The 12,130-nt window shown below is 66.9% G+C and carries 11 protein-coding genes; 8 read left to right on the top strand and 3 right to left on the bottom strand.

Translation table 11 applies throughout. From position 1 onward, the window contains the following. Positions 1-18 precede the first annotated feature (18 nt). The 5 genes from HFP48_RS28320 (at position 19) to HFP48_RS28300 (ending at position 5,703) form a co-directional block, all read left to right on the top strand. Complete coding sequence (locus tag HFP48_RS28320; RefSeq protein WP_168580730.1) at positions 19-1,320, top strand: acyl-CoA dehydrogenase family protein; 1,302 nt, start codon at positions 19-21, stop codon at positions 1,318-1,320. A gap of 38 nt (positions 1,321-1,358) precedes the next feature. Further along, positions 1,359-1,658: a hypothetical protein gene (locus HFP48_RS28315; protein WP_168580729.1), complete on the top strand. Its 300-nt coding sequence runs from the start codon at positions 1,359-1,361 to the stop codon at positions 1,656-1,658. Between the two features lie 11 nt (positions 1,659-1,669). Then, the gene (locus HFP48_RS28310) at positions 1,670-3,187 is read left to right on the top strand and encodes a class I adenylate-forming enzyme family protein (protein ID WP_168580728.1); all 1,518 of its coding nucleotides are present in this window, start codon (positions 1,670-1,672) and stop codon (positions 3,185-3,187) included. Then, the gene (locus HFP48_RS28305) at positions 3,088-4,287 is read left to right on the top strand and encodes an acyl-CoA dehydrogenase family protein (protein WP_168580727.1); all 1,200 of its coding nucleotides are present in this window, start codon (positions 3,088-3,090) and stop codon (positions 4,285-4,287) included. The genes HFP48_RS28310 and HFP48_RS28305 overlap by 100 nt, the downstream gene beginning before the upstream one ends. 282 nt (positions 4,288-4,569) lie before the next feature. Next, positions 4,570-5,703, top strand: a complete 1,134-nt coding sequence (locus HFP48_RS28300; RefSeq protein WP_168580726.1) for an IS630 family transposase — start codon at positions 4,570-4,572, stop codon at positions 5,701-5,703. A 531-nt stretch (positions 5,704-6,234) separates the two neighbouring features. On the opposite strand, the gene HFP48_RS28295 is transcribed toward HFP48_RS28300, so the two are convergent. From HFP48_RS28295 to HFP48_RS28285, 3 genes are all read right to left on the bottom strand, one after another. Beyond that, positions 6,235-6,969, bottom strand: coding sequence for a TSUP family transporter (locus HFP48_RS28295; RefSeq protein ID WP_168580725.1), 735 nt, complete (start codon positions 6,967-6,969; stop codon positions 6,235-6,237). Positions 6,970-7,207: 238 nt separating this feature from the next. Next, positions 7,208-7,525 (bottom strand): DUF202 domain-containing protein, encoded by a 318-nt coding sequence (locus HFP48_RS28290; RefSeq protein ID WP_168580724.1) that lies wholly within the window; start codon positions 7,523-7,525, stop codon positions 7,208-7,210. Beyond that, positions 7,522-7,851 carry a DUF202 domain-containing protein gene (locus HFP48_RS28285; protein ID WP_246872598.1) on the bottom strand — a complete coding sequence of 110 codons (330 nt, stop codon included), beginning with the start codon at positions 7,849-7,851 and terminating at the stop codon, positions 7,522-7,524. Before HFP48_RS28285 ends, HFP48_RS28290 begins: the two co-directional genes overlap by 4 nt. Positions 7,852-8,113: 262 nt before the next feature. Here HFP48_RS28285 and HFP48_RS28280 point away from each other — a divergent pair, with 262 nt between their 5' ends. The 3 genes from HFP48_RS28280 (at position 8,114) to HFP48_RS28270 (ending at position 12,109) form a co-directional block, all read left to right on the top strand. After that, positions 8,114-8,890, top strand: a complete 777-nt coding sequence (locus HFP48_RS28280; protein ID WP_168580722.1) for an SDR family oxidoreductase — start codon at positions 8,114-8,116, stop codon at positions 8,888-8,890. An 84-nt stretch (positions 8,891-8,974) separates the two neighbouring features. Beyond that, positions 8,975-10,123, top strand: a complete 1,149-nt coding sequence (locus tag HFP48_RS28275; RefSeq protein WP_168580721.1) for an alpha/beta hydrolase — start codon at positions 8,975-8,977, stop codon at positions 10,121-10,123. Between the two features lie 54 nt (positions 10,124-10,177). Further along, a complete protein-coding gene (locus tag HFP48_RS28270; RefSeq protein WP_246872597.1) occupies positions 10,178-12,109 on the top strand; it encodes an NAD(P)/FAD-dependent oxidoreductase in 1,932 nt (643 codons plus the stop codon). Positions 12,110-12,130: the final 21 nt, after the last annotated feature.

The raw sequence follows: 12,130 nt of genomic DNA, 5'->3' as shown, positions 1-12,130 counted from the left end.
TGGAGAAGAGATATGGCTATGAGCTGGGGATTCGAACCCGACGACGAGTACCGCAAAGACCTCGAATGGGTCGAGGAGTTCGTCACCAAGGAGATCGAGCCGGTCGACCGCGTCGTCGACCATGCCTGGAACGTCAACGACCCGGTCCGCAACTCCCTGATCAAGCCCCTGCAGCAGCAGGTGCGTGAGCGAAAGTTATGGGCCTGCCACCTCGGCCCCGACCTCGGCGGCCCCGGATACGGCCAGCTCAAGCTCGCCCTCCTCAACGAAAAGCTCGGCCGCACCCACAGCGGCCCGGTCGTCTTCGGTTGCCACGCACCGGACTCGGGAAACGCCGAGATCCTGGCGCACTATGGCAACGACGAACTCAAGAAGCGTTACCTCGAGCCGCTGCTCGAAAACGAGATCGTCTCAGCCTATTCGATGACCGAGCCGCAAGGAGGCTCGGATCCGACCGCGTTCACCACCCGCGCCGAGCTGGTGGGCGACGAGTGGGTGATCAATGGGGAGAAGTGGTTCTCCTCACACGCCAACTTCGCGTCGTTCCTGATCGTCATGGCGGTCACCGACCCCGACGCGGATCGGCACCATCGCGCGTCGATGTTCGTCGTTCCCTCGGATACACCGGGAATCGAGATCATCCGCAACGTCGGCGTGTCCGGGCACGAGAGCCTCGGCGGTACGCACGCCTACATCCGCTACACCGATGTACGGATCCCGAAGGACCACCTGCTCGGGGAACGGGGCCAAGGCTTCGCCGTGGCGCAGACCCGCCTCGGCGGCGGCCGCATCCACCACGCGATGCGCACCGTCGGACTCGTCCAGCAGTCGCTCGACATGATGCTCGAGCGTGCCGTGTCACGGCAGAGCCGCGGCGGCACCCTGGCCGATCACCAACTCGTTCAGGAAATGATCGCCGACTCGTGGATCCAGCTCCAGCAGTTCCGGCTGCTCGTTCTGCAGACGGCATGGAAGATCGACAAGTACAACGACTACCGCAAGGTTGTCATCGACATCTCCGCCGTCAAAGCCGCGATGCCGAAGGTGCTGCTCGACGTCGCCGGCCGCGCCGTCCAGATCCACGGATCCCTCGGAATCTCCACCGAGATGCCCTTCGGCAGCTGGGTGATGGAGAGCTTCCACATGGCACTCGCGGACGGCGCCACCGAACTGCACAAGATCCAGGTCGCCAAGCAGTTGCTGCGCGGCGTGGAACCCGCGCCCGGGCTCTTCCCGACCGGCCACCTGCCCGCTCGACGGGAGCAGGCACTGGCGAAGTTCCGGGAGCTGTTCGCCAGCGACGAACTCGCCCTGAACTGAACATCGATTATTGCTGAAGCACCGAGAAAGAAGACGACATGAAGCCGGGAACCAAACTCCGTAGCACCGTGTGCGATACGTCCGTGGTCATCGTGCGGCCGGCGGGTGAACTGGTCATCGAATGCGGCGGACAGCCGATGGTCGATGCCGCAGCTCCTACCGAAGCCGCCGGCCAGCCCGCTGCCGGACTGGCCGACGGCACGCAGGTCGGGAAGCGCTACGAGGACCAGGACACCGGACTCGAGGTCCTGTGCGTCAAGGCCGGCGTGGGAACGCTCACCGTCGATGGCCGTCCGCTCACGCTCAAGTCCGCGAAGCCGCTGCCGTCCTCTGATTGAGGAGAAACCTGATGAATCTCACCCTGCTCCTCGAGATGGCGGCGGACACCGCACCCGATCGGATTGCTGTCGGATCCCGTGTGGGGGGGCTGACCTATCGCCAGTTGCTCGACCGAGCGCGTTCTCTGGCTGCGCAGTTGACAGCGTCGGGTCACGAGCACGTCGCGCTGCTGGATCTCAACACCCCCGCCGTTCCGGTTCTGCTCTTCGGGGCGGCCACCGCCGGGCTGCCGATCGCACCGCTGAACTATCGGCTCACCAATGCTCAGCTCGACGAGGCGGTCGGTCGGCTCGCGCCCGCGACGGTCGTGGTCGGCGCGCAGGCGGCCGGTCGACTCACCGCGCGTGAGGACGTGCTGATCCGTCGCACCGACGACGTCGTTGACGCCACCTCGTCGTCCGTCGCCGATCCCGACCTGCCCTTCGTCGACCCGGACGATCCCGCGGTCCTGCTGTTCACCAGCGGTACCACCGGCACACCGAAGGCCGCAGTGTTGCGGCACCGGCACCTGACCAACTACATCGTCGGCACCGTCGAGTTCCTCAACGCCGACGAGGACGAAGCCATCCTGGTGTCGGTGCCCAACTACCACATCGCCGGCATCAGCTCGATCCTCAGCTCGGTCTATGCGGGGCGCCGCATGGTGCAGCTCCCGTCGTTCTCACCCGAGGCATGGGTGGAACTCGCTGCCGCAGAAAGTATTACCCAGGCCATGGTGGTTCCGACCATGCTCGGACGGATCCTCGACGTTCTGGAGACGACCGGCACCCGACTGCCGGCGCTGCGGGCACTGTCCTATGGCGGGGGCCGGATGCCGCAGCAGACCGTCGAGCGGGCCATGGAACTGCTTCCCGATGTCGACTTCGTCAACGCCTACGGACTCACCGAGACGAGTTCGACGATCGCCGTGCTCGGCCCGGAAGATCATCGCGCCGCCCTCGCCAGCGTCGATCCTGTCGTCCGAGCGCGACTCGGCTCGGTCGGCCGCCCGCTGCCCTCGGTGGAGGTCGAGATTCGGGATTACACCGGCGCGCCGGTCCCCGTCGGGGAATACGGAGAGGTGTTCGTCCGCGGCGAGCAGGTCGCCGGCGAATACACCTCCCACAGCGCCCTCGACGCCGACGGATGGTATCCGACGCGGGATCGCGGACGACTCGACACCGAGGGCTACCTGTTCCTCGACGGTCGTGCCGACGACGTGATCGTGCGCGGCGGCGAGAACATCTCACCCGGTGAAATCGAGGACGTCCTCGTCGAACATCCGGCGGTCGCCGAGGCCGCGGTCGTCGGTGTCGCCGACCGCGAGTGGGGCGAGCGGGTCGAGGCTGTCGTGGTCGCCGCGCCAGGGGCGCGCGTGTCGGAAACGGAACTGCAGGAGTGGGTCCGCGCCCGGCTGCGCTCGACGCGGGTGCCGGCGCACGTCCATGAATGGACGGAGTTGCCGTTCAACGAGACCGGGAAGCTGCTGCGGCGGGCGCTGCGGGACGAGCTGAACGCGCGCGCCCAGCTGAGAGGAGCACTGCGATGATTGTTCGAGAAGACGAGGATCTCGCTGCGCTCCGCGGGGTGGTCCGGGATTACCTCGACGAAGGCGAAGTCACCGCTGCGCCCGAGGGTCAGCCCAGGTGGGATCCGGCACGCTGGGCACGCGCATGCAAGGAGTTGGGGCTCGCCGGCGTCGCGGAACCCGAAGAGCTGGGCGGCGCGGGCATCGGCATCGCGGGCCTGGCAATCGTGCTCGAGGAAGCGGGAAGGGTGCTCTCGCCCCTGCCGATCCTCAGTTCGGTCGTCCTCGCGCAGGGGCTGCTCGCGCGGGCCGGTGACGAAACGACGCGAGTGGAGATGCTCCCGGCGTTGCTCGACGGATCACAGACGGCCACAATTGCACTCGGTGCCTTCCGTAACGACGGTACCGTGTCCGAAGACCTCGAAGCTGTGAAAAACGCCGACGGCGCCTGGACGATCACGGGACACACCTCGTTCGTCCTGGACGGCGCCACCGCCGGATGGGTGTTCGTTCGATCCCGCACCACCGACGGCACGCGGCTGTTCGTCGTCGACACCGACGATCCCCGCCTCCGGCGCACGGTCCAGGACTCCGTGGATCTCACCCGGTCGTTCGCCCGTTTGGATTTCGATGGGGTAACTGCCCGCCCCGTCGGGGAGCCTGGCATCGCGGACACGGTCCTGACCGATCTGCGCCACCTTCTGACGGTCGCAGTGGCGTGCGAACAACTGGGCGGCGCGGAGGAAACCCTGCGCATGGCGGTCGACTACGTGAAGGTCCGCGTGCAGTTCGGCCGCGAGATCGGCTCGTTCCAGGCGATCAAGCATCGGTGCTCAGATCTGGCCATCGCAGTCGATGATGCTCGCTCGGCCGTCGTTCATGCCGTGTGGGCGCTGCACGAAGGGCCCGATCAGGTGGCGGTGGCGGCGCCGATGGCCGCGGTCGTGTGTACCCGTGCCTTCCAGGACTGCGCTCGCGAGAACATCCAGCTGCACGGGGGCATCGGATTCACCTGGGAACACCCGGCGCACCTGTACTTCCGCCGCGCTACGAGTGACGCAGCACTGTTCGGAGACATCCGACGTCATCGGGAGAACGTGCTGGCGGCGGCAGGTATCTGACGACGGCAGCACCGACAAGCCTCACCGCTGACCGGCCGCCGCGACCGCTCCGATGGACGTGGTCGCCGCAGTATCCGGCACGCGCTCTGCCCTCCACACGAAAGTCGGCGGACGGTATTCGAGCCAACCTCGTGGCCCCTGGCTACGTTGACACCGCCATCTCCCAACGGTCGGCAGGTGTCAAGTCTGTGCTAGTGCCGCACCCGTGAACCTTCGCCCTGTTGTGGCCGACACGCCGACCGGTTGCGGTGCGTCGGCCACGGCATCGGTCAGCCTGGTCGAGTGGCAGAACGAGTACGAGTGCGAGAACTCGACGACGACGAAGGTAAACGGCTGGTGAGGATCATCCGGCGCGGCAGCGGGTCGGTGGTGACCTGGCGACGCGCCCAGATGGTCCTGCTCTCCGCCCAAGGCATGCCGGTGCCGAGGATCGCCGAGGTGAGCTTCACCAGCGCCGATCGGGTCCGCGATGTCATCCACAACTTCAACGCCGACGGGTTCGACTCGCTGTATCCGAAGTACGCCGGTGGCCGGCCGAAGAAGTTCACCCTCCCGGAACGGCGGGAGATCAAGAAGATCGCCAAGTCCACCCCCGTCGAGCACGATCTGCCGTTCTCGACCTGGAGCCTGACCACACTCGCCGAGTTCCTGGTCGCCGAGGGGTGGCCCGTCGACATCAGCCACGAGGGTCTGCGCGTGCTGCTCCGCGAGGAGGGTGTCTCGTTTCAAAAAGTGAAAACCTGGAAACGGTCCAAGGACCCGGAGTACGAGACGAAGAAGGCCCGTGTCGAGCACCTGTACGCCATTGCTGACGGGGAGGTCGTGCCCGATCCCGATGAGCCACAGGCGATCTTCTGCCTCGACGAGTTCGGGCCCTTGAACCTACAGCCGCATCCCGGCCGGCAGTGGACCGAGCGTGGCGGCAAGCACAAGGACCCGGACCGTGAGCCGCGGCGCCGCCGGCGGGCGACCTACACCCGTCCGCACGGAGTGCGACACCTGTTCGCCGCGTACGATCTGACCACCGACCGGCTCTACGGGCACGTCAAGACGACCAAGACGAGGACGAAGTTTCTCGAGTTCTGCCGGTACCTACGCACTCTCTACCCTGCGAAGGTGCGATTGGCGATCGTGTGCGACAACTTCTCACCCCACCTGACCACGAAGAAGTGCCAACGGGTCGCTCGGTGGGCGGAGGCGAACAATGTCGAGATCGCGTACACCCCGACGAACAGTTCGTGGTTGAACCGTATCGAGGCGCAGTTCACCGCGTTGCGGTACTTCGCGCTCGACGGCACCGACCACGGCAGTCATCGGGAGCAGGCGAGCATGATCCGCCGCTACATAATCTGGCGGAACAAACATGCCGGGGACAAACGGCTACGCGAGATCGTCAACAGGGCAAACGTAGCCTGATGCGGCACTAGTCGAGGGTCCACCGGTCGGCGTTCTCGTAGAGACGCCGGCGTGTGTGCGGGAAACGGTGGGGTGGAATCGCCCCCCGGGAGCGCAGCAAGGCCCACATGTACGCATCGCATGGTCATCGCTGCCTCCTGGATCGTCACGTACCTGTTCGAATCGTCCGCTGGTGGACTTGGCTGGTTTTGAGCGCTGCCATCACATCGTCGTCTACAACTGGTGGAAGAAGCGCCGATGCAGCTGGACCAGGATCCTGATCCTGCTCACGTGCGTGATCTTTGCCGCTTCGCGGCGCTCATCGGTGGGGAGGTCCGTTCGCGCCATCTGGCACCTTCCTCTTCGGATCAGCATGGGAAGGCCCGATCCGGGTCGGACGAAATATGAGGAGCCGGAAGCATGCGGCGGCGACCGCGGCCCGGCAACGCCGGAGGATCCGACAGGGAGCCGAGACACTCTGTTGGCATGCGGCCGATATCCGTGAGTTCACCACGCCGACAAGCGCAATAAACGTCAGGGGGAGAACTTCTTTCATACTGCCGCCAGCAGCACCGTCAGGCCGCCGGCTGCGACCAGCACGATGACCGCTGTGCGGAAGGTCTGGGTGGGCAGGCGTAAGGCGATGGTGGTGCTCAGAGCCGTCACGACGAGCGCTGCGGGCAGCCAGCACACGGCTCCGACGAGCACCGGTGTGAGGTTTCCGGGGTGGGCGAGGACGACGAGCGCTGCCGACAGAGCGCTGGACACGACCAGGAAGGCAGCCATGTCCGCGAGGGCCGAGACGCTGGTTCCTCCTTCGCGGGCATACATGACAGCGGGTGGGACGCCGTTGAGGGAACCCACCACTCCCAACAGCCCCGCCAGCGAGCCGACACCGAACGACGCGGAGTGACCGAATCGCCGACCGGTCGGCCTCGACAGGGCGAGAGCGAGCGCCGCGACAAGCACCGCCGTCCCCACTGCTCGTTCGAGAAGCGCCGAATCGACGCGGTCGATGAGAAACCATCCCACTGCCATTCCGGGCACCGCGCCCAGGACCAGGGTGCGAATCCGGAGGTGATCAAGCTGCTGCCGAAGCTGGATCACCACCATCAGCCGAGTCGCGGCGCCGCACGCCAGGTTGAGCACTACCACCGTCGGCAGCGGCAGACCGAGGAGGAGGAGCAGCGGGGTGGAGATCAGCGCGAAACCGAAGCCGGTGATGCCCCCGATCCCGGCGGCGAACGCGACGGCCGCGCCTCCCAAGACGAGCTGTTCGATAACCACGCCACTCCTTCGGGTGTCGTCGGGACTTCAGGGGCCGGGGCCTGCCGCCTCGGCGGCGAGGTCGATTGCCCTTCGCATCGGTGGTCGCCCAGGGACGGAGGGCGCCTACCCGCAGGGGTGTTCTGCGCCGAAGTCGGCTGCGGCCGGCCGATATACGCCGTGCCCCGACAGGTGCTCCGATTCTCGGTTCGAGAGGGTGCGCTCGGTGTCGCGGCGGATACCCCTGCGCTCGGGCCGGTCATCGAAGCGATATCAGATACATGAGGGCCGCTGCGGCCGCGAGGGCGCCGACGGCGGCCAACAGCACCGTCCCGGTGGGCCGTGGATCCTCGGGGTTGGCCCGGTAGCGCCGGCGCCGCTGAGCCAGTCCCCCCGCGAGGACACCGACCACGACGCCGAGGCACACCACGGCGGCAAGTCGCATCGGTGACGGTTGCTCGGTCCAGGCGCGCACGCAGATCCCGAGGACGCAGAGTGCGGTGAGCATGGTGCGGCGCCACGCGAGCACCGTTCGTTCCGGCTGGAGCCCGGCATCGCGCAGGGCGGAGATGCTCATGAGGCGACGACGGCGGCGCAGACGACGGCGGCCAAGCACACCCCCGCCACGGTCACCCGCACCATGGCAGACCCGGGCAGCGGGGCGCCGCGACGCATCGCGGCCTGCACTTGACGCCATCGGTGGAAGGCGCCGACCGCGAGGGTGGTGGCCAAGGCGACGCAGACGGACCCGAGAAGAGCATGCAGTGACTCGTCGGCACCGGAGCCGAACAGCTCTCCGGCGGCGACTCCGGCAGCGAGCAGGGCCAAGGCGGTGCGGATCCAGGCCAGGAAAGTGCGTTCGTTGGCCAGCGTGAATCGGTAGTCGGGTTCGGTGTCGGTCACAGGTGTCGTCTCGGGGAGCGGCCGGGTGTCGGCTGGCGGCGTCGACGATGCGTACCCGCGGCGATGCCGCCGAAGTTCACTCACGTGCATTGCGTCCTTTCCTCGGAGGTCTCTGCCGAGCGTGGGGGTTGACTGACATGTCAGTCAACGTCTATCTTTCGAGTGGTGCAGCTCACATTTGCTGGTTATGGAGCTGTTCCCACCCACACCGACGGTGCCTGTGAAGGCACTCTCTTCTCACTCATCGAGGCGGTCGAAAACCATGAACGGACTGGACAATCGGGTCGTTGTCGTCACCGGAGGCGCTCGCGGCCAAGGCCGCGAGGAGACCGAGCAGCTCGCCGCGGCCGGAGCTACGGTCATCGTCGCGGACGTCCTCGAACCCGAAGGGGACCTGCCTGCCGACAGCATCTATCGGCGTCTCGACGTCACCTCCCCGAGCAACTGGGCCGATCTGGCCGAGGAATTGAGAAACCGGTACGGATCGGTCTTCGGCCTGGTCAACAATGCTGGGATCGTCGGCTCCCGTGGACGCGCCGGCCGCCTCGAGGACATCTCCCTCGACGACTGGAACACATTGCTCGAGGTCAACACCACCGGCCCGCTGCTCGGGATCCAGAGCATGTCCCGGCTGATGACCGACGGGGGTTCGATCGTCAACATCAGCTCCATCGCCGGAGCCGGCGCCCATCTGGCGGCCGGCTACGGGGTGAGCAAGTGGGCTCTGCGTGGCCTCTCCCGTATCGCCAGCATGGAACTCGGGCCTCGGGGCATCCGGGTGAACAGCATCCTGCCCGGGTATATCCACACCCCGATGCAGAACCAGACACCGCAACATTTCATCGATGCGCACCTGAGCCTGATTCCGCTGGGCCGAGTCGGCTCACCCGCCGACGTAGCACCGGTGGTGACCTTCCTGATGTCGGACGCGGCGGCCTGGATCACCGGCGTCGACCTCCCCGTCGACGGCGGGGCGCTCGGACACGCCGGCCTGCGCATCATTTCCGAGGCGATGACCGCGGCCACCAACGGCGCCTGACCACTCACCCCCGAATCACTGATCGAACGCGCGACGCCCGCGGCGTTGCGCCGGTCGACCACGCCCGCTATCCCTGGAGGATTCTTGTCATCGACCCCCGCCCTCGTGATCGACCGCATCGGCTACCCCTGCGACGAGGACATCACCGCAGCCGACGACACCGCCGTCACCGCGGCAGCACTGCGGCAATTCACGCTCCATCGGCTGCTCGCCTACGGCGTCGAAGCCGGCGACGCATTGCGGCTGCTGGAACTCGCTGCGCGAGGACAGTCCTGGCGCAGGTCGGCGCTGGCCCTGGCCGACCAGCATCTGGCCCGGGTCGCGAATCCCGACCTGCCCCGCACGACGCGGTCTCAGACGCACTTGTTTGCCCGCGCCTCGGCGTTGCAGCGGATCAGCCAGGTGATGGAGCTCGACAACTCCCCGCACCGACGGGAGATCTACGCGGCCGCGGCCGCCCACTTCGCGCGGGCGCGGGCCGACGATCGGCGATACGAACATCTCGTCATCGACACCGTCGGCGGCCCGGTCGCCGCCTGGGTCATCACGCCCGGCAGCGAAGGACCGCACCCGGTGGTGCTCGTCCACGGCGGTGTCGACGGCTGGTCCATGGACTGGGAAGGTCTGGCGCTACCCCTGGTCGAGGAGGACATGACCGTCGTGCTCCTCGACGGTCCGGGCCAGGGGGAGACCCGCCTCATCCACCGGCACTACCTGACTCCGCACTGGCTCGACGCCTACGAACAGGTCTGCGACTTCCTGGCCGAGCGGGCCGCGGGCATGCCGGTGGCCGCGGTCGGCAACAGCATGGCGGCCGGACTGGTCCTGCTCATCGCGGCCCGCTACCCGGTCTTCACCGCCGTGTGCAGCAACGGGCCCGTGACCTCCATGGCCGCCCAACTGGCCCGCCGGACCTACGCCCGCAAACTGGCCTCCTTCTGCGGCGACGCCCCGACCGCGGAACAGGTCCGTGCCGTCTTCGACTCGATGGAACTCACCGAGGACCGTATCGGTGCGACCTGCCCGTTCCTGCTGCTCCAAGGCGATCAGGACCCCATGGTGCCGGTCGAGGACGGTCTGCGTCTCCTCGACCGGGTTCCGGCTGCCGACAAACGCATGGCTCTGTTCGAAGGCGGCGAGCACGTCCTCAACCGCTATCCCGGCGACAAGCATCACCTCATCCGCACCTGGCTGCGGGACCGCATCGACCGTGCCATCGGCACCCCGCAGTAACCCATTCCTGCGCAAATGACTCTGACCCGACCTCCCCGAATCCGGAGTACCGCTGTGACCTTCGAGAACCCCACCGACATCGACCGTGACGAGCTGCTCGCCATCTTGTCCCAAGGTGAGATCGCCTCCCAGCTGCTCACCTTGTGCGAACTGACCGACGATCCGTCCCCCGCGCAGCGCTGGTCGTCCTACATCACCGGCGCATCCCCCTGGGAACACAACTTTCCTGCCGAGGTGATCGAGGAGATCCGCGACCGACTCGCCACCGCGATCCTCGCCACCAACCCCCGATCGCAGCCGTCGTTGACCCTGATCGACACACTGCTCGACCACGCGACCGGCTCCCCGCTTCCGGCCGCCGAACACCCGATGCTGCACAAGGAGATGGGCCTGACCGACATCGACGAGGTGGACTGGACCGCCGGGAAACCGGCCCGGGCCGAGTCGTTCACCGTGCTGATCATCGGGGCGGGGCTGTCCGGCATCGCCGCCGCCCGACGCTTCAAGCGCCTCGGGATCGACTTCGAAGTGCTCGAAAAAAGCGATGCCAGCGGCGGCACCTGGTACCACAACACCTACCCCGGATGCGGGGTGGACATCGCCAGCCACTACTTCTCGTACTCCTTTGCCCGCAACGCGCACTGGAACCGCTACTACGCCAAGCAGCCGGAGATCCTGGCCTACCTGCGCGACTGCGTCGCGGCGGAAAACCTGGACGATCGCATCAGCTACAACACCGAGGTGCTGGCCACGACCTGGCAGGACCGGGACCGGGTATGGCTGGTCACCGCCCGCACCGCGGACGGCGAGATCCGCCACATCCGCGCCGACGTCGTCGTCAGCGCCGCCGGGCTCCTGCACCGACCGAGCATCCCGGATTTCCCCGGCCTGACCGACTTCCACGGCGCGACGTTCCATGCCGCGGAATGGGATCACTCGGTCTCCCTCGCCGGCAAGAAGGTGGCGCTGGTCGGGACCGGGGCCAGCGGCAACCAGATCGGCCCGACCGTCGCCCCCGTCGTCGAGCACCTCACGGTCTTCCAGCGGACCGCCCATTGGAACGTCGGCGTGGACAACTACAGCCTCGACGTCACCGAGGGGGAGAAGTGGCTGCTCGCGCACGTGCCGGCCTACGAGCGCTGGTTCCGGGCCCGCACCCTGCTCTCACAGAACGATGTCATGCGCCCCGCCCAAACCGTCGACCCCCACTGGGCCGCCGAGGACGGTTCGATCAGCGCGGAGAACGCCCGGATGCGTGAGGTGCTGACCCAGTACATCGTCGACGAACTCGGCGACCGGCAGGATCTGCTGCCCAAGGTGCTGCCGGACTATCCGCCGTTCTCCAAGCGGATGCTCCGCGACAACGGCTGGTACCGCATGCTGCGGCGGGAAAACGTCGACCTGGTGTGCTCGCGCGGTCTGCGTTTCGAGGCCGACGCCGTCATCGACGACGACGGCGTGCGCCATCCGATCGATGTCGCCGTGTTCGCCACCGGCTTCGAAGCGTCGAAGATGCTGGCCTCGTACTCGATCTACGGGCGCGACGGCATCTCCATCCGCGACGTGTGGGGCGACGACGACCCCCGGGCCTACCTCGGCATCGCCGTGCCGCAGTTCCCGAACTTTTTCGTCATGTACGGCCCCAACACCAACATCGGCACCGGCGGCAGCATCATCTTCCAGGCCGAGACCTGGTCCCGATACATCGCCGACCTGGTCAAGACCATGATCGAACGCGACATCGCCGTCGCCGAGGTCACCGAGGACGCCTGCGCGGCCTACAACACCCGACTCGACGAGCGCCTCGCCCAGATGGTGTGGTCGGTCTCCCCGGCCGGCACCTGGTACCGCAACCAGGCCGGGCGAGTGACCACCAACATGCCCTGGACGACGTTCGAGTACTGGGCGATGACCCAGAACATCGATCTCGACGCCTTCGTTCTGACCGACACGAACACCCCCTCCCACCCGGCACTGGCCCGATGACGGGCAACAGGCGACACTGAG

Source organism: Rhodococcus sp. DMU1 (assembly GCF_012272955.1).
GTDB lineage: Bacteria > Actinomycetota > Actinomycetes > Mycobacteriales > Mycobacteriaceae > Rhodococcus > Rhodococcus aetherivorans.
The sequence above is the reverse complement of the archived record's forward strand: the minus strand, read 5'-3'. Positions and strand labels throughout refer to the sequence as shown.

Coding starts and splice junctions, on each gene's coding strand:
- HFP48_RS28320 (WP_168580730.1), top strand. CDS start 19: ATGAGCTGGGGATTCGAACCCGACGACGAGTACCGCAAAGACCTCGAA.
- HFP48_RS28315 (WP_168580729.1), top strand. CDS start 1,359: ATGAAGCCGGGAACCAAACTCCGTAGCACCGTGTGCGATACGTCCGTG.
- HFP48_RS28310 (WP_168580728.1), top strand. CDS start 1,670: ATGAATCTCACCCTGCTCCTCGAGATGGCGGCGGACACCGCACCCGAT.
- HFP48_RS28305 (WP_168580727.1), top strand. CDS start 3,088: ATGGACGGAGTTGCCGTTCAACGAGACCGGGAAGCTGCTGCGGCGGGC.
- HFP48_RS28290 (WP_168580724.1), bottom strand. CDS start 7,525: ATGAGCATCTCCGCCCTGCGCGATGCCGGGCTCCAGCCGGAACGAACG.
- HFP48_RS28280 (WP_168580722.1), top strand. CDS start 8,114: ATGAACGGACTGGACAATCGGGTCGTTGTCGTCACCGGAGGCGCTCGC.